The organism is Nocardioides cynanchi, from assembly GCF_008761635.1.
In the GTDB taxonomy this organism is placed as follows: Bacteria; Actinomycetota; Actinomycetes; order Propionibacteriales; family Nocardioidaceae; genus Nocardioides; species Nocardioides cynanchi.
Genome location: NZ_CP044344.1, coordinates 1,991,521 through 2,014,658 on the forward strand (window position 1 = coordinate 1,991,521; position 23,138 = coordinate 2,014,658).

The following is a 23,138-nucleotide window of genomic DNA, read 5'->3' on the forward strand; positions in this document are numbered from 1 at the left end:
CACCTAGCGTGGGGCTGCTGTGACTTGCGTGACCAGTGTGATCCACCGGACCAGCCGTCGCCGAGCGAAGGACCCCCTCCCGTGCTTCCCCTTGCCACTCCCCCCCGACCCTGGACCCGCGCCCTGCGCTGGACCCTGGCCGGCGCGGTCGCCCTCGGGGTCGCTGCGACCCTGACGCCGGCGGCGGCCGGGCGGACGACCGTGACCGTGCCCACCGACGTCCCGACCCACGTCCGGTTGAGCAGCTTCAACCTCCTCGGCTACGGACACACCGCCCCCGGAGGCGACCGCAACGGCTGGGCGGACGGCGTGACCCGGATGAACTGGGCGGTCCGGATCATCACCAGCAACCACGCGCAGGTGATCGGCTTCCAGGAGATGCAGAAGCCGCAGTACCAGCGGTTCCACCAGCTCCTCGGCAGCCAGTACGGCACCTACCCCGGCAACCAGCTGACCACGGCCGCGATGGCCAACACGATCGCCTGGCAGCGCAGCACCTGGGAGCTGGTCGATGCGCGCACCATCCAGATCCCCTACTTCCACGGCAACCTGATCCGGATGCCCTACGTCCTCCTGCGCAACCGGCTGACTGGCCGTGAGGCGTGGTTCTACAACTCGCACAACCCCGCCGACGCGCACGGCCCTGCGCAGCGCTGGCGCAACGCCGCCGTCCGCATCGAGATCGGGCTGTTCAACCAGCTCCGCACCGACTACCCGACGACCCCGGTGATCAGCACCGGGGACGAGAACGACAAGGCGCAGTACTTCTGCCCGGTCGCCACCCAGACCGACATGCGCGCCAGCAACGGCGGCGGCGTGCTCGCGGGCACCTGCGTCGCACCGGCCGCCATGCACGTCGACTGGGTGATGGGCAGTACCGGGGTCTCGTTCACCTGGCACGACGCCCTGCACACCGCCCTGGTCCGCAAGACCACCGACCACTTCGTGGTGATGGCCGACGCGGTCCTGCCCTCCGACCCGGTGCTGACGACCCAGACCACGCACGCGGTCGTCCTGACGCTCGACGGGCTCACGTCCCGCGCCGTCAAGGGCGCCCTGGCCGGCGGTACGGCGCCGCACCTCGCAGCCCTGGCGGCCGGTGGCGCCTCGACCCTCAACGCCCGCACCGAGGCCGAGGGCACCGGGCTGCTGTCGACGCTGGGCGGCATCCTCACCGGCCGTCCGGTCGACCCGACCGTCGGCGGCACCGGTGTCGGCTGGCCCGGCGACCCGGGCGGCACCGTCGCGAACGCGGCCGGTCACTACGTGTCCAGCGTGTTCGACATCGTGCACAACGCCGGTAGGCACACAGCGCTCTACAGCAGCCGGAGCGCGGTCGGCCGGCTCGCGACCAGCTGGGACGCCGCCAACGGCGGCGTCGACCCGGTCGGCCTCGACAACGGGACCGCGAAGATCGGCCGGTACGTGCCGACCCGGACCGACGCCGAGCTCGTCGACTCGCTGGTCGCCCAGCTGTCGACCAAGCCGCCCACGCTCGCGGTCGCCCAGCTCTCCGCACTGAGCAACGCCGGCATCCACCACGGCTTCCGCAGCCCGGAGTACGCCGCGTCCCTGGCCGCGACGGACCGGCTCGTCGGGCGGGTCGTCGACGCGATCGCCGCGAATCCGGCACTGGCCGGTCACACCCTCCTGGTGGTCACCGCCAACCGCGGCGGCAGCCGCAAGACCAGCGACCCGACCACCCTGCCGTCGGTCTACCGCGTGCCGCTGCTGGTCTCCGGCCCCGGCGTCCTGCCGGGCGGCGACCTCTACGCCATGAACCCGCAGTACACCGACCCCGGCAGCGCCAACCCCGGGTACGACCTGCCGGCGCCGATCCGCAACACGCTGGTCGCCGACCTGGTCACCAAGCAGCTCGGACTGCCGCCGGTGCCGGGGTCGACCATGGGCTGGAGCCAGGACTTCACGGTCCTGGCGCCACCGGCACCGCCGCTGCCTCCGACCCCGTGAGCGAGGGCGGGTGGAGCTCCGGGTGACCGGTGCCGGGTGCTCCGGATGAGCGCGGGCCCCGACCTATACTGACCCGGACCTCCCCCGCCCGAACAGGACCTCCTCCATGCCGCTCGCCTCACTGGGCACGCGAGCGCTCGCCGTGGCAGCAGTGGTCAGTGCGGCCGGGCTCGGCCTCGGCGCCTGCGACAGCCAGGGCAAGCCGTCGGCCCACCACCGGCCGCACTACACCGCGCCGAGCGGCAAGGCACCGGTCGCCGGGCCGGGCGGGCACGGGCTGGGGCTCGGCAAGCCGCTGTCGCCCACGCCGTTCCACCAGCCGGTCGCCCGCCCCAACCTGTTGATGATCACCGCCGACGACGCGGCCTGGAACGACATGAAGTACATGCCCCACCTCCAGGCCCTGATGGCCGAGCAGGGCATCACCCTGCGCAACGGCATGGCCCCGACCCCGATCTGCGTCCCGGCCCGGGCCTCGTTGCTCTCGGGGCAGTACGCCCACAACCACGGTGCAGTCACCATCAACGGCACCGGCGGCGGCGTCTCGGCGTTCCCCGACACCCAGACCCTCCCGGTCTGGCTGCGCAGCTCCGGCTACCGCACGATGTTCGTCGGCAAGTACCTCAACGGGTACGGCGAGGCCGACGCGCCGACCTACGTGCCGCCCGGCTGGAGCGACTGGCACGGCACGGTCGACCCCTCGACGTACAACTACGTGATGCCGACGGTGAACAACAACGGTCATCTGACGCAGTACCACCGCTACAACTCCACCGTGATCAGCGACATCTCCAACCGGCTGCTCGCGCAGCCGCGGACCGCGCGCAAGCCCTGGTACATGTGGGTCAACTACGTGGCGCCGCACGTCGGCGGACCGACCGGCCCCGACGACCCGGCCCGCACCTTCCCGAACGACCCGCACCCGCTGAGCACCACGACCCCGGCGGCGCGGGACGCCGGCACGTTCTCGCAGCTGAAGCTGCCGACCAAGCCGGACATGTTCGAGAACACCGACGACAAGACCCTGATCCGGGTGATCCACCAGACGTGGTCCGCGGACCGCCGCCAGGAGCTGCTCGAGGCCTTCCAGCAGCGGGTCGAGGCCCTGCAGTCGGTGGATCGCGCCCTGGGCCGCACCATCCGCACGCTGCGGCGCACCCACCAGCTCAAGGACACCTACGTCGTGTTCACCTCCGACAACGGGTTCGTCCTCGGCGAGCACAACCTGACCGGCAAGCTGTGGTACTTCCGCGAGATCATCGGCGTGCCGATGTACATCCGCGGCCCCGGGCTGCCCGCGGGGCGCGTCAGCCGGGCCCCGGTGACCAACGCCGACTGGGCTCCGACGTTCGCGAAGCTGGCCGGCGCCACCCCGACCGACACCGTCGACGGGGTCGACGTGATGCCGTGGCTGACCTCGAAGGCGGCCGCCCGGATCGTCCCGGTGGAGGGCTATCCGGTCAAGGGCGGGCTCACGCCCCTCTACACCGGAGTGGTGGACGGACCGTGGACCTTCGTCGAGGGAAGGGGTGGCCGTGGCGAGCTTTACCGCCGCACCGTGGACCCCTGGCAGAACTCCAACCTGATCCGCGATCCGCGCTACCACGACCAGAAGGTGAAGCTGCGCCGACTGACCCATCGGTACGCCGACTGTGCCGGCGCGACGTGCCCCACGGACTTCTACCGGTGATCGGACGCTCCGGCCGGTAGCGTTGGGGGTTGTGAGCACCGCCCAGCCAGGGCCGGGCAAGCCCGGCCGCGTCTACGCCGCCCGGCTGGTCGGCCTGCCGATCTTCGACCCCCAGGGTGACCAGGTGGGCAAGGTCCGCGACCTCGTCGTCGCGATCCGGTCCGAGACCAGCCAGCCGCGCGTGCTCGGACTGGTGGCCGAGGTGTTCGGGCGACGCCGGATCTTCGTGCCGATGACCCGCGTGACCAACATCGACAGCGGGCAGGTCTACACCACCGGGCTGCTCAACATGCGCCGCTTCGAGCAGCGCACCACCGAGACCCTGGTGATCGGGCAGATGCTCGACCGGACCGTGACGATCGCCTCGAGCGGGATCCGTGGCACCGTCTACGACGTCGCGATGGAGCAGGCCCGGACCCGCGACTGGGTGCTGTGCCGGGTCGCGGTCCAGGAGCCCGGCAAGGGACTGCGGCGCAAGGGCCAGACCCACGTCGTCGAGTGGCACGACGTGGTCGGCCTGGTCGGGCGTGAGCCCACCCAGGGCGCCACCCACCTGATCGCCGCGCTCAACGAGATGCGACCGGCTGACGCCGCCAGCGTGATCCACGACCTCCCGCCCGAGCGTCGTACCGCCGTGGTGGCCGCGATGGACGACGAGCGCCTCGCGGACGTGCTCGAGGAGCTCCCCGAGGAGGACCAGGTCGAGATCCTGGGCCACCTCGACAGCGAGCGGGCCGCCGACGTGCTCGAGGAGATGTCGCCCGACGACGCCGCGGACCTGATCGCCGACCTGCCGCCCGAGACCGCTGCGACGCTGCTGGGCCTGATGGAGCCCGACGAGGCCGAGGACGTGCGGCGCCTGATGTCGTACGCCGAGGAGACCGCCGGGGCGATGATGACCCCCGAGCCGGTGATCCTCGGTCCCGACGCCACGATCGCCGACGCCCTGGCCCAGATCCGCCAGGCCGAGCTCCCGGTCTCGCTGGCCGCCATGGTCTACGTCTGCCGGCAGCCGCTCGAGACCCCCACCGGGCGCCTGCTCGGGGTCGCCCACTTCCAGCGGCTGCTCCGCGAGCCGCCGTCGACCCTGGTCGCCGCAGCGCTCGACCAGACCATGGACCCGCTGCACCCCGAGGCGACGATCGACGAGGTGGCCTCGCACCTGGCGACGTACAACCTGGTCGCCGCCCCCGTCGTCGACGAGGAGGGCCGCCTGCTCGGCGCGGTCACCGTCGACGACCTGCTCGACCACATGCTGCCGGAGAACTGGCGCGACCAGCCGGTGCGCACCCAGGAGGCGAGCCATGGCTGAGCGCCGGCCCCGCCTCGACACGCCCAAGGAGCAGCGCCGCCAGCTGATCCGCACGCCGAGCTACGACCGCGACGCGTTCGGCGTCTTCGCCGAGCAGTTCGCCCGCTTCATGGGCACCGCCCGGTTCCTGATGTGGATGACCGTGTTCGTGCTGTTCTGGGTGGGCTGGAACACCGTGGCGCCCGACCACCTGCGCTTCGACAACTACCCCTTCATCTTCCTGACTCTGATCCTCAGCCTCCAGGCGTCGTACGCCGCCCCGCTGATCCTGCTCGCCCAGAACCGCCAGGAGTCGCGCGACAAGGTGGTCGGCGAGCAGGACCGGCAGGCCAACGCGCGGGCCCACGCCGACATGGAGTTCCTGGCCCGCGAGGTCGCCTCCCTCCGGATGGCCGTCGGCGAGGTCGCCACCCGCGACTTCCTGCGCTCCGAGCTGCGCACGCTGCGCGACGACCTGGTCGACGCCGACGAGGACGAGGTGTCCACCGCCTGAGAGCGGGAACCACCCGCAACCTAGGATGGGCCCGTCATGGACTCTCCCGATGTCGCCCAGCTGACCGCCGCCCTCGCCACCGTCATCGACCCCGAGATCAAGCGGCCGATCACCGAGCTCGGCATGGTCGAGCACCTCGAAGTCGACGCCGCCGGCGTGGTCGCGGTCACGGTGCTGCTCACCGTGTCCGGCTGCCCGATGAAGGACACCATCGACCGCGACGTACGCCGTGCCCTGGGCGGGGTCGCCGGTGTCACCGCCGTCGAGCTGACCCTCGGCGCGATGACCGACGAGCAGCGCGCCGAGCTCCAGACCATGCTCCGTGGCGGCAAGCCCGCCAAGGAGATCCCCTTCGCCCAGCCCGGGTCGCTGACCAAGGTCTTCGCGATCGCCAGCGGCAAGGGCGGGGTCGGCAAGTCGTCGGTCACCGTCAACCTCGCGCTCGCGATGGCCAAGACCGGCCGCGCGGTCGGCATCGTCGACGCCGACATCTACGGCCACTCGATCCCGGCGATGCTCGGCATCGCCGACTCCCGGCCCACCCAGGTCAACGAGATGATCATGCCGGTGCCGACGGCGTCCGGCGTCTCGGTGATCTCGATCGGGATGCTGAAGCCGCGGCGCGAGCAGGTCGTCGCCTGGCGTGGGCCGATGCTCGACCGGGCCCTGGTGCAGATGCTGGCCGACGTCTACTGGGGCGACCTCGACGTGCTCCTGCTCGACCTGCCGCCGGGCACCGGCGACATGGCGATCTCGCTGGGCCAGCACCTGCCCGGTGCCGAGATCGTGGTCGTGACCACCCCGCAGGAGGCCGCCGCCGAGGTGGCCGAGCGCGCGGGCACGATGGCCAACATGCTCCACCAGAAGGTCGTCGGGGTGGTGGAGAACATGAGCTACCTGGTCTGCCCCCACTGCGGCCCCGAGCACCGGCTGGAGCTGTTCGGCAGCGGCGGCGGAGACCGGGTCGCGGCCACCCTGACCAGCCGGTTCGGCTACGACGTACCCGTGCTCTCGCGGATCCCGATCGAGGAGACGCTGCGCGAGGGCGGCGACTCCGGCAAGCCGGTGGTCGACTCCGATCCCACCTCGGAGTCCGCCCGGGTGCTGGTCGACCTGGCACAGCAGCTCGACTCACGGGGACGGGGTTTGGCAGGACGCCAGCTCGGACTCACTCCGAGCAGTAGATTCTGACCCATGTTCGGAGTCGGACTGCCGGAGCTGGCGGTGATCGCGTTCGTCGCCGTGCTCGTGTTCGGGCCCGACAAGCTGCCGGAGTTCGCCCGCCAGGCCGGCCGGTTCGCCAAGCAGATGCGCCAGTTCGCGCGCGAGGCGCGCGACGAGCTGCGTGAGGAGCTGGGTCCGGAGTACGCCGACCTCGAGCTGCGCGACCTCGACCCGCGAACGATCGTCCGCAAGCACATCGCCGAGGCGATGAGCGAGGCCATGGCCGACCCGCCGAAGGCCCGGGTCCCGGCGCTCGACGTCGACGAGATCCCGCCGTACGACCTGGAAGCGACCTAGCCGGTCATCCCCCGCGGCTCTGGACGGCCGCCACGCCGTCGAGTCCGAGCAGCACCGAGCGACCCTCCCCGACCACCGCCTCGACGAAGTCGCGGCCGACCCGCGTCAGCACGACGTCGCGGCTGCTGCCGTCCACTCCGTGCACGAGGCAGCGCTCGCCGCTGTCGGCAAGCCGGCGCAGCGCCGACCCGACTCCGAGCCCGGCCACGGCCGACCAGGCGACCTCCGGGACCGAGCGCTCCGACGCGCCCTCGACGGCGAGCACAGCCCCGAGCCGGACCACCCAGTCCTGGGTCGGCCCGTGCAGCAGGCACCAGTCCGCGCCCATCCGCTGGAGCACGCCCACCACCCGACCGGGTCCGTGCACGTCCAGGACCACCGCCTCCCCGACCGAGGCCATCAGCCGGCTCGCCAGCGTGACCGTCGCGTACTCCGCCCGGCTCCGGTCAGCCAGCTCGTCGGCCCGCTCGGCCGCGTAGAGCGCCTCGGCCTGGCCCTCGAGATCGTCGAGCAGCGCGAACAGCTGGTCGTTCCAGTCCACGCCGCCACCCTGCCACGGCGCGACGCCTCGGTCGGCCGTGGTTGTCCACAGCCGCGACGGACCACCACTTGCGATCAGACGCCAGTCGTCTTTTACTGATGCAAACAGACGCAAACGAAAGGTTCTAGCGCGTGACTCTCGGGAGCCGCGGCGGCCGTGGTCGCTGCTTCGTCGTGTGGTGCGGCGCCAGCACCGCGCTGGTCGGCGCGTTCCTCCTGGCCCGGCGGGGTGTCGCCGATGCCTCGGCGGCGGTGACGCGGCACGGTCTCGGCCGGCTCCCGTTCGACCGGGCCGTGTCCGACCTCGCTGCGGCCCTGCTCCTGGCCTGCGCCCTGTGGCTGTGGCTGCTGACGTCGTACGTCGCCCTCGAGGCGGCCCGCGGACACACCGGCCCGGGGCCTCGCTGGGTGCCCGGCGGCCTGCGACGCCTGGTGCTGTCGGCGTGCGGGGTCGCAGTGGTGGGTGCCCTGTCCTCCCCGGCCGTCGCTGCCACCGGGTCCGGCCCCCACGCCGGCCCGCGGCACCACCCGGCGTACGCAGTCGCACACGTCCCCGTCACCGGGCTGCCGCTCCCGGAGCGTGCCGCTGTGTCCCGGCGATCCGCACCGGCCCCGGTCGGCGCCGGACCACGCGGGCCGGCCGACGCGACGGTGGTGGTCGCACCGGGCGACACCCTGTGGTCGATCGCGGCGCGACAGGTGCCGGACGACGCCCCGGACGCCGTCGTGGCCGATCGCTGGCACGCGATCTATGCCGCCAACCGGAGCCGGATCGGCCCGGACCCCGACCTGATCCTCCCCGGCCTCCTGCTGCACGTCCCCGGAAAGGAACGCCCATGACCGAGCCGCACAACGTGGTCACCCTCAGGCAGTGGGAGCCGGAGACCCCGGTGGCCAGCGTCCAGGGCACCCTGGCCCTGGACCTCGGGCCGCTGGTGGAGGTGCCCGAGCCGCACCCACGTCGGCGCGACGACGCGGCCCTGCTCGACGTCGTACCCGTCGACCTGGTCCGGCGCCGCCGCTTCGAGCAGCACGCCGCCCGGATCGGCGCCGCGCTCGTCGAGATCGTCGGTGGCGACCGACCGGTCTCGCAGGTGCTGCGCTGGACGACGCCGGAGGTCTACCAGGACCTCGCCCGTCGGGCCCACCTGGTGGCCCGTGCGGTCGGGCGCCGCCCGGGCACCGGCGGCCTCCAGGCGGTACGCCCGCAGCTCGTCGCCGCGCACACCAGCTTCGTCTCCGAGAGCTCGGCCGAGGTCAGCCTGCACGTGCGGTACGGCGAGCGGTCGCGCGCCGTCGCCGCCCGCTTCGAGCTGATCCAGGGCCGCTGGCAGGTCAGCGCCCTGGAGTTCGCGTGACCGGCCGGCCGGGCTAGCTGATCCGCGCGGTCAGGCCGGTGGGGCCGCCGGGCGCGCCGTGGCACCTCTTGTACTTCTTGCCGGACCCGCAGGGGCACAGCGCGTTGCGCCCGACCCCGGCGAACTCGTCGTCGGCGTTGGTCACCGTGCGGCCCGGCGTCGGTGCCGGCTCGTCGCTGACGCCGCCGAAGACCGAGGCATCCTCCGAGGGAGCCGAGTAGGACAGGTTGGCCGGCCGCCGCTCCGGCTCCAGGCCCTTGGCCTGGATGTGCGGACGGTGATCGTGGTCACCGGGTGCCGGTGCCGACGGCAGCACCCTCGCCATCGGCTCCTCAGCCTGGTCCTCGTCGGCCACCGGCTCGTCGTCGTCGGCCTCGACCAGCTCGACCTCGAGGTTGAAGAGGAAGCCGACGGACTCCTCCTTGATGCCGTCCATGACCGCGGCGAACATGTCGAAGCCCTCGCGCTGGTACTCCACGAGCGGGTCGCGCTGGGCGTAGCCGCGCAGGCCGATGCCCTCGCGCAGGTAGTCCATCTCGTAGAGGTGCTCGCGCCACTTGCGGTCGAGCACCGAGAGCACCACGCGTCGTTCGAGCTCGCGCATCGCCTCGGACCCGATCTCGTCCTCACGGGCCTGGTAGGCGGCGTGGGCGTCCTGCTTCAGCGCCTCGATCAGCTCGTCGCGGTCGAGGCCGTCGACGCCACCGACCTCGTCGGCCATCGCCTGGAGGTCCAGCGACACCGGCCAGATCTGCTTGAGCTGGACGGTGAGGTTGTCGAGGTCCCACTCCTCCGCGAAGTCCTCGGTCGCGCCGAGCACGAAGCCCTCGACGACGTCGTCGATGAAGGTGCTGATCTGCTCCTGGAGGTCGGCGCCCTCCAGGACGCTGCGACGCTCGGCGTAGATCACGTGACGCTGGCGGTCCATCACGTCGTCGTACTTCAGGACGTTCTTGCGGGACTCGAAGTTCTGCGACTCGATCTGGCCCTGGGCGTTGGCGATCGCGCCGGTGACCCGCTTGTTCTCGATCGGGACGTCGTCGGGGATCTTCAGCACCTGGAGGATGCGGTCGACCCAGTCGGACTTGAACAACCGCATCAGCTCGTCCTCGAGCGAGAGGTAGAACCGGGACTCGCCCGGGTCGCCCTGGCGGCCGGAGCGACCACGCAGCTGGTTGTCGATCCGGCGCGACTCGTGGCGCTCGGTCCCGACGACGTAGAGGCCGCCGACCGCGCGGACGGCGTCGTGCTCGGTGGCGACCTGGGCCTTGATCGTCTCCAGGGTGCCGGGCCAGGCTGCTTCGTACTCCTCGGCGGTCTCACCGGTCGGCTCGAGACCACGCTTGCGGAGCTCGGCGTCGGCGAGGAACTCCACGGACCCACCGAGCATGATGTCGGTGCCGCGGCCGGCCATGTTGGTGGCCACCGTGACCGCACCCTTGTGCCCGGCCATGGCCACGATCTTCGCCTCGTCGGCATGGACCTTGGCGTTCAGCACCGAGTGCGGGATGCCGCGCTTGCGCAGCTTGTTGGACAGGTGCTCGGACTTCTCGACCGAGACGGTGCCGACCAGGATCGGCTGGCCCTTGGCGTGGCGCTCGGCGATGTCGTCGACGACCGCGTCGTACTTCGCCTCCTCGGTGCGGTAGACGAGGTCGGGCTGGTCGACGCGGCCGACCGGCTCGTTGGTGGGGATCGGCACCACGCCGAGCTTGTAGATCTTGTCGAACTCGCTGGCCTCGGTCATCGCCGTCCCGGTCATCCCGGACAGCTTCGTGTAGAGGCGGAAGTAGTTCTGGAGGGTGACGGTCGCGAGCGTCTGGTACTCCTCCTGGACCTCCACCCCCTCCTTGGCCTCGATCGCCTGGTGCAGGCCGTCGTTGTAGCGGCGACCCGCCAGCATCCGGCCGGTGTGCTCGTCGACGATGAGCACCTCGCCGTCCATGACGACGTACTCCTTGTCGTTGCGGAACAGCTCCTTGGCCTTGATCGAGTTGTTGAGGAACGAGATCAGCGGCGTGTTCGCCGACTCGTAGAGGTTGTCGATGCCGAGGTGGTCCTCGACCTTGGTGATGCCCGGCTCGAGCACCGAGATAGTGCGCTTCTTCTCGTCGACCTCGTAGTCGACGTCGCGGGTCAGGTTGCGGGTCAGCTTGGCGAACTCGGCATACCAGCGGACCTCGTCCTGCGTGGGGCCGCTGATGATCAGCGGGGTGCGCGCCTCGTCGATCAGGATCGAGTCGACCTCGTCGACGATGGCGTAATGGTGGGTCCGCTGCACGCACTCCTCGATGGAGCCGGCCATGTTGTCGCGGAGGTAGTCGAAGCCGAGCTCGTTGTTGGTGCCGTAGGTGACGTCGCAGGCGTAGGCCTCGCGGCGCTCGTCGGGCTTCATCGACGGCAGGATCACCCCGGTGGTCAGGCCGAGGAAGTGGTGGATCCGGCCCATCCACTCCGCGTGGTACTTCGCGAGGTAGTCGTTGACGGTGACGACGTGGACGCCCTTGCCCTCCAGTGCGTTGAGGTACGCCGGGAGCGTGGCGACCAGCGTCTTGCCCTCACCGGTCTTCATCTCCGCGATGTTGCCGAGGTGGAGCGCGGCCCCACCCATGATCTGGACGTCGTAGTGGCGCTGGCCGATCACCCGCTTCGCGGCCTCGCGCACGGTGGCGAACGCCTCGGGCATCAGGTCGTCGAGCGACTCGCCCGCGGCCAGCCGCTCCTTGAACTCGACGGTCTGCGCACGCAGCTCGTCGTCGGTCATGGCCACGAAGTCGTCCTCGATGGCGTTGACCGCGCGCGAGATCGCCTCCAGCTGACGCAGGATCTTGCCCTCGCCGATGCGGAGGAGCTTGTCGATGATGGCAGGCACGGGCTCTTGGACTCCCCGGTTCGAGGTGGACGGCTGGAACGCGTCAACTCTACCCAGCGCGCCGAATGTGACCGATTCGCCGCAGGTCAGAGCCCTGCCGTCACCGCGGCGACGGTGAGTGTGGCCGCCAGGTCGCCGCGGGGCTCGACCACGACCCGGTCGAGGCCCAGCCAGCCGGCCAGCCGGCCGAGCTCGGCCGCCAGCTCGGTGGCGGTGCCGGGCGGGGCGCACGGCTCGGTGTAGGCCGCCTTCACCAGCAACCTCCCGGTCCCCCGGTCGGCCTTGAGGTCCACCCGGCCCACGATCTGGTCGCCGAGCAGGAACGGCAGCACGTAGTAGCCGTGGACGCGCTTCTCGGGCGGGGTGTAGATCTCGATCCGGTAGTGGAAGTCGAAGAGGTGCTCGGCGCGCTCGCGCTCCCAGACCACGGGGTCGAACGGGCTCAGGAGCGCCCGGGCCCCGACCCGCCGCGGCAGCCGGGCGTCGCGGTGGAGATAGGCCGGCCGGCGCCAGCCCTGGATCGTCACCGGCTCGAGCTCACCCTCGGCCACCAGCTCGTCGATCGCGTCCTGCGCCGCCATCGTGCCGTCGACGCCGGGCTGCAGCCGCATCCGGTAGTAGTCGGCCAGGCAGCGCCCGGTCGCGACCCCGTGGGAGCGGGCCGCGCGCAGCACCAGCTCGCGACGCGCGTCGGCCAGGCTCGGCGTCGGTGCGTCGACGTACTCCCGCGGGACGACCCGCTCGGGCAGGTCGTAGCGGATCTCGAACTGGCTGTTGCGCCCTGCGATGGCGACGTCGCCGGTGACGAAGAGGTAGTCGAGGGCACGCCGCGTCGCCGACCAGTTCCAGCCCCAGTGCTCCTTGGAGCGGGGCAGGCCGTCGTCCAGGTCGCGGGCGGTCGACGCCCCCCGGTCGGCGATCTCGGCCAGCAGTCCGGCGGTGAGGTCCTCGGTGACGACCGTGCCCCACCACTTGTGCCGCTGGGTGCGGTACGACGCCATCCGGTGCCGCATCACCGGCCACAGGTCGACCGGCATGAACGCCTGCACGTGCGCCCAGTACTCCACCATCCGCCGCGGGGCCTGCTCGGACGCCCGCCTGACCAGGTCGACGTCGTAGGCGCCCATCCGGGAGTAGAGCGGCATGTAGTGGGCGCGTTGGAGCACGTTGACGGAGTCCACCTGGAGCACGCCGGTGCGGGCGAGGGTGCGGGTCAGGGTGCGCATCGTCGGCGCCGCGTGCGGCGGGTCGAGGAAGCCCTGGGCGGCCAGGGCGATCCGGCGGGCCTGGGCCTGGGTCAGCGAGCGCACGGGGGCGAACCTAGCGGCCGACGCCGACAGTGCCTCACAATCTCCGCATGGAGAACCGGGGGAAGAACGTCCAGGCTGTCGTCTGCACCGTCGCCGTGGGCGCGGCGCTCCTGCTGCTGTCGACGACGACCCCCTCGGCAGCCCTCGCTCCGACGGCGGCCGGGCCGCCGACGCCCGCCGCGGCCGTGCCCACCGCGACGATCACGATCGCCAACTTCCAGTTCCAGCCGGCGGTGGTCGCCCTCGACCAGGGCGGCACCCTGACGGTCACCAACAACGACGGCTTCCCCCACTCGTTCACCTCCGACGCGGTCGACGGGGCGGACAACCCCTTGTTCGACGTCAAGATCCCGGCCGGGGCGAGCAGGACGATCACCGCCGTCTCCGCCCTGGGCAACGGCACCTACGGGTTCCACTGCCGCTTCCACCCGGAGATGACCGGCACGCTGACCGTCGGCACCGGTGGGCCGGTGCCGACCCACGTGCCGGCGTTCGAGCAGCCGCTCGTCCAGCCACCGCGACTCAGCGGCAAGCACCTGCGGATCGTGATGCGCAAGCAGAAGGTGCGGGTGCTGCCCCACGGACCACGCACGCCGATGTGGACCTACGGCGGCTCGTTCCCCGGCCCGACCATCGTCCGCAGGACCGGCCGCGACACCCGGGTCACCTTCGTCAACCACCTGCCTCGCAAGGTCGGCGCGGTCACCGTGCACCAGCACGGCGGCCACCAGGCGGCGAAGTACGACGGCCAGCCGATGGACCACCTGATTCGGCACGGTCACCGGATGACCTACGACTACCCCCTCGTGGACGCCGGCAAGCCGCTGCCCGCGGCGCTGCGGTTCTACCACGACCACCGGATGGGTCGGACCGCCCGCAACAACTGGTTCGGGCTGCAGGGCATGTTCCTGACCACCGACCCCGGTGACGCCCGACGCGGTCTGCCGCACGGCAGGTTCGACCTGCCCCTGATGTTCACCGACCGGAGCTTCACCCAGGACAACCGCCTGCGCAACCCGTTCCGGAAGATGTCGATGCCGATGCCGGCTGCCCGGTCGATGCCGCCGATGGCCGGCATGTCAGGCCTCGCTGCGACCGACCCGTCGACCCTGCCCAGCGTCGGCACCAAGGTGCTCGTGAACGGGCGCTACGCGCCGTACAAGTACGTCGAGCCCGGCCGCTACCGGCTGCAGATCCTCAACGCCTCACCCTTCTCCAGCTACGACTTCTCGCTGTCCGACGGTCGGCCGTTCGTGCAGATCGGGACCGGCTCCGGCCTGCTGCCCGCGCCGGTGACCCGGCAGGACATCCTGCTCGGGCCGGCCCAGCGGGCCGACGTGGTGGTCGACTTCCGGCACCTCGAGGGCACCGACGTCCTGCTCTCCTCGATCCCCCGCACCGACGGCTCCACGACCGGCATCGGCACCCGTGACGCGGCCCTCATGCAGTTCCGGGTGCGTGGCACCACCCGGCAGACCGCTCGCGTCCCCGCGACGCTGGCCACCATCGCCCCGATGCGGATCCCGCACCACGTCGCCATGACGTGGACGTTCGGGGTCAGCCACGACCGGCACGGCGCCTACTGGTCGATCAACGGCAAGCGCTACGACCCGACCCGCGTCGACCACCGGGTGACGCTGGGCTCGACCGAGCTGTGGAGGCTGCGCAACACCAGCGACCTCACCCACTACGTCCACCTGCACGAGGAGCTCTGGCGCACGGTCAGCCGCGACGGCAGGCGCCCGCCACCGTGGGAGCGTGGCTACGAGGACACCTGGCGCCTCGACCCCGGCGAGACCGTGCTCGTGGCCGCGAGGTTCACCGACTTCACCGGCGACTTCATGGTGCACTGCCACATGCTCGACCACGAGGACGACGCCATGATGGCGACGTTCCGGGTGGTCCCGAAGAAGGGCTGAGCGGACGCCTCGCCCTACGGCAGCTCGACCAGCTTCTCGCGGACGGCGTACAGCACGGCCTCCATGCGCGAGTGCAGCTGGAGCTTCTCCAGCAGGTTGCGCACGTGGTTCTTCACGGTGTTCTCGCTGATGAACAGCCGCTTGGCGATGTCCTTGTTGTTCAGGCCCTGCGCGACCAGGCGCAGCACCTCGAGCTCGCGCTCGGTGAGCCGGAACGTCGTGACCGGACCGCGGTCGGGCTGGGACATCTGCTTGAACTCGTCGATCAGCTTGACCGCCATCGACGGGCTGATCAGGGACTGGCCGTCGGCCACGACCCGAACCGCCTGCGCGACCTCCTCGATCGAGGAGTCCTTGAGGAGATAGCCGCTCGCCCCGCTCTTGACCGCCTCGTAGAGGTCGGACTCCTCGTCGGAGACCGTCAGCATCAGGATCTTGGCGGCCGGCACGGCCTCCTTGATCGCGACGCAGGCCTCGATGCCGGAGACCTTGGGCATCCGCACGTCGAGGAGCACGACGTCGGGTGCCACGCTGCTGGCCAGCTCGATGCCGGTGGCGCCGTCGCCGGCCTCGCCGACGACGTCCAGGCCGGGCTCGGAGTCCATCAGCATGGTCAGGCCACGCCGGAACAGCTCCTGGTCGTCGACGATGATGACGCGGATGGGCTCGGGCTCGCTGCCGGGGGGGACTGGCACCGGGCTAGCATGCCACGATCGTCAGCCGGTATGGGCCGAAGGGGCGATATCCACCGCCCCGGAGGTGACCCGATCGGGCCATGCCCGTCTGGTCAGTCCGCGTCGCCGACCTCGAGCGAGATCACGCCGTAGTCGTAGCCGCGCCGCCGGTAGACCACCGACGGCCGGTGGCTCTCCTGGTCGACGTAGAGGTAGAAGTCGTGCCCGACCAGCTCCATCTCGTAGAGCGCCTGGTCGAGCGACATCGGCTGCGCGGCATGGCTCTTCTCGCGGACCACGAGCGGGCCGTCGCCGGTGACCGCGATCGGGCCCGCCTGACGGTCGACGACGTGCTCCTCCTCGGCCGCCGTTGCCTCGAGGGTGGGCGGCACGCCGTTCGCGGCCTGGCGGTTGCGGTGCGAGCGCGTCTTGCGGTCGTTCGCCCGGCGCATCTGGGCGGCCATCTTGTCGACGGCGAGGTCGAGCGCACCCATCTTGTCGACCGCGGCGGCCTCCGCCCGGATCACGGGGCCCTTGGAGTAGGCGGTCAGCTCGATCCGGACGGCCCGGTCGGCCTGCCGTGGGTTGCGTTCGTTCTCCACCTCGACCTGAACCCGCATGATCCGGTGGTCGTGCTTCTCGAGCCGGCCGAGCTTGTCGGCGACATGATCTCGGAAGCGATCTGACAGCTCGCAGTGCCGTCCGGTGACCACCACGTCCATGGAATCCTCCTGTTGTGCCGATTGTCGGCCCGATCGATGGTGCCGTCCTGCTGGGTGGAGCCCGCCCGGCCGACCTGATCTTCGTCCCCACACCCGCCTGCTGAGGGTCTCGCAGCTTCTCGGCCGCACGTTGCCGTCGGCCTGCCACTACTCCCCTTCTCCTCCGACTCCCCGTGTAGGACGAGGGTCGAAAGGCAGGACTTACATCTAAGCCGCACCGTGATCAGCGGACGCGCCGGAGCCGGAGCCCCGACCCGTGACGCCTTACGTGGACCGCTTCGCCTGCGACTGGCATCGGCTTGCCGCGGTGCGCCACCGGTGACCCGGGGCGCACGTACGACGCAACCACGGACCCAGGCGGACTCCATGCACCGACGCTAGCCCGTGCCGGGTGATCGCGGTACCTCAGGGGGGAACCGGCGGCGTGTGGCGGCGACGACGGCCACGGCGAGCGGGGCCAGGCCGACCGCGCGCAGCGACCGTTGCGCCTCGGCCGCGGTCGCTCCGGTGGTCAGCACGTCGTCGCAGACGACGACGTGCACGGCACGGCCCTGACGCGCGAGTCGACCCAGGGCGCGCGGGTCGCAGCGCAGGGCACCGCCGAGGTTGGCGGCCCGGGCAACGGCGTCCAGCCCGGACTGGTCGGCGATGCCCGGTCGGGTCCGCAGCAGGGGCACGCAGAGCGCGCCGAGACCGCGGCGCCGCAGCACAGCCGCGGCGCAGCGCGTGAGGGCGGTGGTCGGCTCGTGACCCCGCTGCCGCACCGTCGAGGGTCGCGAGGGCACGGGGACCAGCAGGACCGGCGCCGACAGCGGCCCGAGGTCGTCGACGGCGGCCGCGACGGCAGCCGCCAGGAGCCCGCCCAGCGGACGGGCCAGGGCCAGCAGGCGATGCTCCTTGTGACCGATCACGAGGTCGCGCACGGTGCCGTCGTACGACGTCGCGGCCCACGGCGAGACCAGACCGGCGGGGATCGGGGTCGGCCACGCCGGTGCCGGCACGACGTCGAGACCGTCGCGGCAGGGGTCGCAGAGGAGCCGCCCCGCCCGGCCGCAGCCGAGGCAGGAGGAGCCCAGGATCAGGTCGCGGGCGGCATCGAGCACCCCGCGAGCCGACCACCCGCCGAGACGACCGGCAAGCACCGTCGGCCGTTCCTGTGGACGACCTACCCGGCGTAGGTGAACTGCCGCACGTGCGAGTAGCGGACGGCCGGGTCGACCTGGGCGAGGTCCAGCAGGTTGCCCGGGAGCACGGCGTACGACGTCTCGTTCTCGACCGGCGAGGTGGCCAGGCCCTTGGCGCGTCCCGCGAACGGCGTGGTGACCGCCTCGCTCGCCGGCGTCGAGCCGTCGATCGCCAGGTCACGGACCTCCGAGACGTCGCGGGTCAGCAGATGGAGCACGGCGATCGAGGTCGGCGACAGCCAGCCGATGTCGCGGACCCGTGCGGTGCCCCCGGCCTGCCAGGGCAGCCGCTGGGCCCGGGTCGCCCCGACCACGCGGCCCCGGGTGGCATAGCGCAGCCGGCTCACGACGATCCGGTCGGACGCCGCACCGTGGATCACCGCCACGAGCCTGGAGCCGTCGCGCGAGACCAGGAAGCGTCGGACGTCGTGCCCCGAGACGCCGGGCACCCGGACCCGGTGCCGCTTGCCGTTGGTGATCACGTCGACGATCGCACCGCCGGGTGCGGCCTCGATGTCCCACAGCCGCCCCGCGAAGTCCCAGGCCGGCCGCAGGAGCGGCCCGGCGCCCTCGAGCACGGTGGTCGCGGAGCCGTTGTTCTGGACCGGCCCCACGAGCAGCGTGTCGGGGGTCGTCGCGGCCACGTCGACGCCGTTCAGACTCACCGCGAACGACGCGATGCCCTGGACGGCGGTGCCGAACGGGCCGTCCAGCTTGGTCAGCCCCTTGGCCTGGCCCGACACCAGGAGGCCGCGCCGCAGGGCGTAGACCAGGGCGCTGCCGCGACTGACGGACGGGTCGGCCCGCGCCGGCACGCCCACCGGGAAGACGGTGGCGCCGGTGCCGTCCGAGACCGGGGCGCCGGCGATGGTGAGCCGGAACGTCGCGATCCCCGGCACCTGCGCGAGGGTCGCCGCGAACTGGGTGACCATGCCCGCGGTGGACTGCTCGCTCAGCGGAGCCGGGGCCGGCCCCCGCATCACGATGTCGGCCAGGCCCCCGCCCTGCAGGGTGACCGTGAGCCCGGAGGCCAGGCCCGGTGGGATGTAGCTGCGGATCGCCCCGGTCAGCGAACGGGACGGGCCGAGCACGAGGGCCCGGACCAGCGCCGTCGTGAACTGGTCACCCGTCGGCACGTGCACCAGCTCGGGCACCAGGATCCGGCCCAAGGGGTCGAAGAAGTACACCGACACGGTGGCGAAGTGCTGCTCGAACCACAGCGAGGGCACCAGCAGGGCATCGGGCGCGCGGTTGATCCGCCACTCGCCGTGCTCGAGCCTCATCGGGAACGCCGTCCGGTGGGTGCCGGGGGCCAGGGCTCCGCGCCACATGCTGCGACCGTCGATGCGCTGGGCGCCGCGCAGGGTGACCGACACCGTGCTGCTGCCGCGCGGCAGCGTGGTGTCGTCGTAGACCACCATCCCGCGCTTGGGCTGCCACCGCGCCCGGCCGGCCGCGGTGAGGTACTGACGGGCCACCTGCGTCTGCAGGGGTACGGCGGTCATCGCGTTGAGGAAGCCGGTCACGATCTGACCCGGCGTGGCGTGCGCCTGGGGCCGGCGGGGGTCGCTGTAGGGCCCCTCGACCGGGCTGGTCAGCCCCTGCTGGTTGCTCACCACCACCGGGCCGGTCTCCGGCAGCCGGACGCACGAGCTCAGCAGCATGGCGAGGGTGAGGGCGGCCAGCATCCCGGCGACCGACGAGGTGGTCCGGCCCGGCCTCATGCCACCACCTCCGCGGCGTCCTCGGGGACCAGCGGCAGCGGGCTGTGCCGCAGCGGGTGGCCGGCGCGGCGCGGCAGCGTCAGCCGGAACTGCGCTCCCTCGTGCGGCTTGCCCCATGCCTGCAGCCAACCACCGTGCAGGTGTGTGTCCTCCAACGCGATGGCCAGGCCGAGTCCGGTCCCCCCGCTGGTACGGGCCCGGGCCGGGTCCGCTCGCCAGAAGCGGTTGAAGACCATCGCCGACTCCCCGACGGCCAGCCCCACCCCGTGGTCGCGCACCGCGACCGCGGCGGCCTGCTCGTCGGCCGCCACGGTGACCACGATCTCGCGGCTCTCGGCGTGGTCGATGGCGTTGGTGACCAGGTTGCGCACGATCCGCTCGACCCGTCGGACGTCGGCCTCGGCGACGCAGGGGTGGTCGGGAGCGCGCACCAGCACCCGCGTCTGGCGCTGGTCGGCCAGGGGCCGGGTGCTGTCGATGACCCGTCGTACGACGTCGGTGAGGTTGACGTCGTCGAGGTCGAGGGCCGCGGCGCCGGCGTCGAAGCGGCTGATCTCCAGCAGGTCCACGAGCAGGGTCTCGAAGCGGTCCAGCTCGGTCTGCAGCAGCTCGGCGGCCCGACGGGTCTGTGGGTCGAAGTCCGATCTGGCGTCGTGGAGGACCGAGCCGGCCAGCCGGACCGTGGTCAGCGGGGTGCGCAGCTCGTGGGAGACGTCGGAGACGAAACGCCGCTGGACCCGGCTCAGCTCCTCCAGCTGCCGGATCTGGCGTTGCAGGTTGGTCGCCATCTGGTTGAACGACGTGGCGAGACGCGCGAGGTCGTCCTCGCCGGTGACCCGGAGCCGCTCCTGGAGCTGGCCCGCCGCCAGCCGTTCGGCGACTCGCCGGGCCAGCCGGATCGGGGTGACGATCTGCCGGGTGAGCAGCCAGGTCAGAGCCGCGATCAGGAGGAGCAGCAGCACGCCCGCAGTCAGCAGCGCGCGGGTGACCAGGCTCAGCGTCTGGTCGAGGTCGTCGAGCGGGAACAGGTAGTAGAGCGTGTAGTTCTTGCCGTCGGCGGGCAGGTGCAGCTGCGTGCCGACCACGATCCCCGGGCTCGACGAGCTGTGCCCCGACGCCGTGGTGGTGATCGTGGTGAAGGTCCAGGCCGCACCCTGGGCGCTCCCGAAGTGGTCGACCAGCGACTGGGGAACGCTCGACGGCTCCAGGCGCGGCGTGTAGAGCAGGGCACCGCGCTGCGCGAGCGTCGTACCGCTCGCGCCGGGGCCGACGAACACCACGTCGAAGCCGCGTGCCTGCCCGCTCTCGATGATCGGGTTCACCAGCTCCTGCGCCTGGGCGTCGGGATCGGTCTCGGTGCCCGGTGCCGAGCGGAGCCCGGTGCGCAGCTGCGAGGTCTCGTTGGACACGTCGGCCAGCACCGAGGCGACCCGGTGGTCGACCAGCCCCTGCTCGACCTGCCGGAGCAGGAACCAGCCGACCGCTGCCACGACCACGGCCGAGAGCAGGAGCGTGCTGACCACCACCCGGGCCTGGATCGACCGGCGCCAGAAGGTGAGGCCGCGGCGCAGGGCCTGCGGCACGGTGCGGCCTCCTCCGGTCGGATCGCCGGTCACGGCACCGTCATCTCACTGCTGGCCGGAGGCGCCGGCCTTGTAGCCCACGCCCCGCACGGTCAGCACGATCTCGGGGTTCTCGGGATCGGTCTCGACCTTGGAGCGCAGGCGCTGCACGTGGACGTTGACCAGGCGGGTGTCGGCGGCGTGGCGGTAGCCCCAGACCTGCTCGAGCAGCACCTCGCGGGTGAACACCTGCCAGGGCTTGCGGGCCAGGCACACGAGCAGGTCGAACTCGAGCGGGGTCAGGTTGACGGGTACGCCGTCGCGGGTCACCGAGTGACCCGCGACGTCGATCGCGAGCGGGCCGATCGCCAGTGCGTCGGCGCCGGGGGTCTCGTTGCGGCGTACCCGCGCCCGGATCCGCGCGACCAGCTCCTTGGGCTTGAACGGCTTGACGACGTAGTCGTCGGCCCCGGACTCGAGGCCGACGACGATGTCGACGGTGTCGCCCTTCGCGGTCAGCATCACGATCGGCACGCCGGACTCGGCCCGGATCTCCTTGCACACGTCGATCCCGCCCTTGCCCGGCAGCATCAGGTCGAGCAGCACGACGTCGGGACGGTAGGCGCGGAACGCCTCCATCGCGTGGTCGCCCCGGTCGACCAGGTGGGCGTCGAAGCCCTCCTGGCGCAGCACGATCGACAGCATCTCCGACAACGACGCGTCGTCATCGACGACCAGCACCCGCGCACGGGAGTCCTCGACCTGGGTCACGCCGCCCATAGTGCCAGCCGCGCGGCCGAAATACGGTCAGTAGCGGTACTGGTCGGGCTTGTAGGGCCCCTCCGTCGACACGCCGAGGTACGACGCCTGGTCGTCGGTGAGCGTCGTCAGCTTCACGCCCAGGGCGCCGAGGTGCAGCCGCGCGACCTCCTCGTCGAGGTGCTTGGGGAGCACGTAGACGCCGACCGGGTAGGCCTCGGGCTTGGTGAACAGCTCGATCTGGGCCAGCACCTGGTTGGTGAAGGAGTTGGACATCACGAAGCTCGGGTGGCCCGTCGCGTTGCCGAGGTTCATCAGCCGGCCCTCGGACAGGACGATGATCGACCTGCCGCCCTGGTCGGCGGGGAAGGTCCAGACGTCGACCTGCGGCTTGACGTTCTTCCGCTCGGCGACACCGGGGGCCTCGAGGCCGGCCATGTCGATCTCGTTGTCGAAGTGGCCGATGTTGCCCAGGATCGCCTGGTGCTTCATCCGCGCCATCTGCTCGACGGTCACGACGTCCTTGTTGCCGGTCGCGGTGATGATGATGTCGGCGACGTCGAGCACGTCGTCGAGGGTCGAGACCTGGTAGCCGTCCATCGCAGCCTGCAGCGCGCAGATCGGGTCGATCTCGGTGACCACGACGCGGGCGCCCTGGCCGCGCAGGCTCTCGGCGCAGCCCTTGCCCACGTCGCCGTAGCCGCACACGACCGCGACCTTGCCGCCGATCAGGACGTCCGTGGCGCGGTTGATGCCGTCGATCAGCGAGTGGCGGCAGCCGTACTTGTTGTCGAACTTGGACTTGGTCACCGAGTCGTTGACGTTGATGGCGGGGAAGAGCAGCGAGCCTTCCTTCATCATCTCGTAGAGACGGTGGACACCGGTCGTGGTCTCCTCGGTGACGCCCTTGATCTCGGCGGCGATCGGGGTCCAGCGGTCGTGGCTCTCCTTCAGGGAGGCCTGCAGGACGTCGAAGATGACCTTCTGCTCGTGGCTGGCGGCGGTGGCCGGGTCGGGCGCCTCGCCCTTCTTCTCGGCCTCGACGCCGAGGTGGACCAGCAGGGTGGCGTCGCCACCGTCGTCGAGGATCATGTTGGGCCGCGTGTCACCGGGCCACAGCAGGATCTGCTGGGTGCACCACCAGTACTCCTCGAGGCTCTCGCCCTTCCAGGCGAAGACCGGGACACCCTTCGGGTCGTCGGCGGTGCCGTCGCGGCCGACCGCCACGGCGGCAGCGGCGTGGTCCTGGGTGGAGAAGATGTTGCAGGAGGCCCAACGCACCTCGGCGCCGAGGTCGACGAGTGTCTCGATCAGGACGGCCGTCTGGATCGTCATGTGCAGGGAACCCGCGATCCGGGCGCCGGCAAGCGGCTTGCTCGCGCCGTAGCGCTCGCGCATCGCCATCAGGCCGGGCATCTCGTGCTCGGCGAGGGTGATCTCGGTGCGGCCGTAGTCGGCCAGCGAGAGGTCCTTGACCTTGTAGTCCATGAAGTTCTCCTCGGCAGAGGTGGTGCGGCCTGCGCTGCG

19 protein-coding genes are annotated in these 23,138 nt (G+C 71.5%); 9 read left to right on the forward strand and 10 right to left on the reverse strand.

Annotation, left to right across the window (positions count from 1 at the left end):
- The first annotated feature begins 81 nt into the window (after nucleotides 1-81).
- The 6 genes from E3N83_RS09735 to E3N83_RS09760 all read left to right on the forward strand — a co-directional run bounded on the left by E3N83_RS09735 (nucleotide 82) and on the right by E3N83_RS09760 (nucleotide 6,987).
- Nucleotides 82-1,971, forward strand: a complete 1,890-nt coding sequence (locus tag E3N83_RS09735; RefSeq protein ID WP_191908039.1) for an alkaline phosphatase family protein — start codon at nucleotides 82-84, stop codon at nucleotides 1,969-1,971.
- A gap of 106 nt (nucleotides 1,972-2,077) precedes the next feature.
- Entirely contained in the window at nucleotides 2,078-3,661 is a 1,584-nt protein-coding gene (locus E3N83_RS09740; protein ID WP_151083081.1) for a sulfatase family protein, read from the forward strand.
- 31 nt (nucleotides 3,662-3,692) lie between these two features.
- Complete coding sequence (locus tag E3N83_RS09745) at nucleotides 3,693-4,973, forward strand: magnesium transporter MgtE N-terminal domain-containing protein (protein ID WP_151083082.1); 1,281 nt, start codon at nucleotides 3,693-3,695, stop codon at nucleotides 4,971-4,973.
- The gene (locus tag E3N83_RS09750; protein WP_151083083.1) at nucleotides 4,966-5,466 is read left to right on the forward strand and encodes a DUF1003 domain-containing protein; all 501 of its coding nucleotides are present in this window, start codon (nucleotides 4,966-4,968) and stop codon (nucleotides 5,464-5,466) included. Before E3N83_RS09745 ends, E3N83_RS09750 begins: the two co-directional genes overlap by 8 nt.
- A 36-nt stretch (nucleotides 5,467-5,502) precedes the next feature.
- Nucleotides 5,503-6,657: an Mrp/NBP35 family ATP-binding protein gene (locus E3N83_RS09755; RefSeq protein WP_151083084.1), complete on the forward strand. Its 1,155-nt coding sequence runs from the start codon at nucleotides 5,503-5,505 to the stop codon at nucleotides 6,655-6,657.
- A 3-nt stretch (nucleotides 6,658-6,660) separates the two neighbouring features.
- On the forward strand, nucleotides 6,661-6,987 hold the full coding sequence (locus E3N83_RS09760; protein WP_151083085.1) for a sec-independent translocase: 327 nt from the start codon (nucleotides 6,661-6,663) through the stop codon (nucleotides 6,985-6,987).
- A 4-nt stretch (nucleotides 6,988-6,991) separates the two neighbouring features.
- Here the strand turns inward: E3N83_RS09760 and E3N83_RS09765 are convergent, their stop codons facing one another.
- On the reverse strand, nucleotides 6,992-7,528 hold the full coding sequence (locus tag E3N83_RS09765; RefSeq protein ID WP_151083086.1) for a hypothetical protein: 537 nt from the start codon (nucleotides 7,526-7,528) through the stop codon (nucleotides 6,992-6,994).
- 131 nt (nucleotides 7,529-7,659) lie between these two features.
- Here E3N83_RS09765 and E3N83_RS09770 point away from each other — a divergent pair, with 131 nt between their 5' ends.
- Entirely contained in the window at nucleotides 7,660-8,367 is a 708-nt protein-coding gene (locus tag E3N83_RS09770) for a LysM peptidoglycan-binding domain-containing protein (RefSeq protein ID WP_151083087.1), read from the forward strand.
- The gene (locus E3N83_RS09775; protein WP_151083088.1) at nucleotides 8,364-8,885 is read left to right on the forward strand and encodes an Rv3235 family protein; all 522 of its coding nucleotides are present in this window, start codon (nucleotides 8,364-8,366) and stop codon (nucleotides 8,883-8,885) included. The genes E3N83_RS09770 and E3N83_RS09775 overlap by 4 nt, the downstream gene beginning before the upstream one ends.
- A 13-nt stretch (nucleotides 8,886-8,898) precedes the next feature.
- Here E3N83_RS09775 and secA read toward each other — a convergent pair whose 3' ends face one another.
- A complete protein-coding gene (secA, locus tag E3N83_RS09780) occupies nucleotides 8,899-11,757 on the reverse strand; it encodes a preprotein translocase subunit SecA (RefSeq protein ID WP_151083089.1) in 2,859 nt (952 codons plus the stop codon).
- 86 nt (nucleotides 11,758-11,843) lie between these two features.
- A complete protein-coding gene (locus E3N83_RS09785) occupies nucleotides 11,844-13,067 on the reverse strand; it encodes a winged helix-turn-helix domain-containing protein (RefSeq protein ID WP_151083090.1) in 1,224 nt (407 codons plus the stop codon).
- Between the two features lie 47 nt (nucleotides 13,068-13,114).
- Between E3N83_RS09785 and E3N83_RS09790 the strand changes: the two genes are divergently transcribed.
- Nucleotides 13,115-14,986: a multicopper oxidase domain-containing protein gene (locus E3N83_RS09790; protein WP_151083091.1), complete on the forward strand. Its 1,872-nt coding sequence runs from the start codon at nucleotides 13,115-13,117 to the stop codon at nucleotides 14,984-14,986.
- 14 nt (nucleotides 14,987-15,000) lie between these two features.
- Here E3N83_RS09790 and E3N83_RS09795 read toward each other — a convergent pair whose 3' ends face one another.
- The 7 genes from E3N83_RS09795 to ahcY form a co-directional block, all read right to left on the reverse strand.
- Nucleotides 15,001-15,681, reverse strand: a complete 681-nt coding sequence (locus E3N83_RS09795; RefSeq protein WP_238342846.1) for a response regulator — start codon at nucleotides 15,679-15,681, stop codon at nucleotides 15,001-15,003.
- A gap of 92 nt (nucleotides 15,682-15,773) precedes the next feature.
- The gene (gene hpf, locus E3N83_RS09800) at nucleotides 15,774-16,382 is read right to left on the reverse strand and encodes a ribosome hibernation-promoting factor, HPF/YfiA family (protein ID WP_151083092.1); all 609 of its coding nucleotides are present in this window, start codon (nucleotides 16,380-16,382) and stop codon (nucleotides 15,774-15,776) included.
- A gap of 377 nt (nucleotides 16,383-16,759) precedes the next feature.
- Nucleotides 16,760-17,485: a ComF family protein gene (locus tag E3N83_RS09805; RefSeq protein WP_238342847.1), complete on the reverse strand. Its 726-nt coding sequence runs from the start codon at nucleotides 17,483-17,485 to the stop codon at nucleotides 16,760-16,762.
- A gap of 62 nt (nucleotides 17,486-17,547) precedes the next feature.
- A complete protein-coding gene (locus E3N83_RS09810; protein WP_151083094.1) occupies nucleotides 17,548-19,290 on the reverse strand; it encodes an LpqB family beta-propeller domain-containing protein in 1,743 nt (580 codons plus the stop codon).
- Complete coding sequence (gene mtrB, locus E3N83_RS09815; protein ID WP_151083095.1) at nucleotides 19,287-20,906, reverse strand: MtrAB system histidine kinase MtrB; 1,620 nt, start codon at nucleotides 20,904-20,906, stop codon at nucleotides 19,287-19,289. Before mtrB ends, E3N83_RS09810 begins: the two co-directional genes overlap by 4 nt.
- 12 nt (nucleotides 20,907-20,918) lie before the next feature.
- Nucleotides 20,919-21,623, reverse strand: coding sequence for an MtrAB system response regulator MtrA (gene mtrA / locus E3N83_RS09820; RefSeq protein WP_420371826.1), 705 nt, complete (start codon nucleotides 21,621-21,623; stop codon nucleotides 20,919-20,921).
- 36 nt (nucleotides 21,624-21,659) lie between these two features.
- Nucleotides 21,660-23,099 (reverse strand): adenosylhomocysteinase, encoded by a 1,440-nt coding sequence (gene ahcY / locus E3N83_RS09825; RefSeq protein ID WP_238343175.1) that lies wholly within the window; start codon nucleotides 23,097-23,099, stop codon nucleotides 21,660-21,662.
- Between the last annotated feature and the right edge of the window lie 39 nt (nucleotides 23,100-23,138).

Coding starts and splice junctions, on each gene's coding strand:
- E3N83_RS09740 (WP_151083081.1), top strand. CDS start 2,078: ATGCCGCTCGCCTCACTGGGCACGCGAGCGCTCGCCGTGGCAGCAGTG.
- E3N83_RS09750 (WP_151083083.1), top strand. CDS start 4,966: ATGGCTGAGCGCCGGCCCCGCCTCGACACGCCCAAGGAGCAGCGCCGC.
- E3N83_RS09755 (WP_151083084.1), top strand. CDS start 5,503: ATGGACTCTCCCGATGTCGCCCAGCTGACCGCCGCCCTCGCCACCGTC.
- E3N83_RS09760 (WP_151083085.1), top strand. CDS start 6,661: ATGTTCGGAGTCGGACTGCCGGAGCTGGCGGTGATCGCGTTCGTCGCC.
- E3N83_RS09775 (WP_151083088.1), top strand. CDS start 8,364: ATGACCGAGCCGCACAACGTGGTCACCCTCAGGCAGTGGGAGCCGGAG.
- E3N83_RS09790 (WP_151083091.1), top strand. CDS start 13,115: ATGGAGAACCGGGGGAAGAACGTCCAGGCTGTCGTCTGCACCGTCGCC.
- hpf (WP_151083092.1), bottom strand. CDS start 16,382: ATGGACGTGGTGGTCACCGGACGGCACTGCGAGCTGTCAGATCGCTTC.
- E3N83_RS09810 (WP_151083094.1), bottom strand. CDS start 19,290: ATGAGGCCGGGCCGGACCACCTCGTCGGTCGCCGGGATGCTGGCCGCC.
- ahcY (WP_238343175.1), bottom strand. CDS start 23,099: ATGGACTACAAGGTCAAGGACCTCTCGCTGGCCGACTACGGCCGCACC.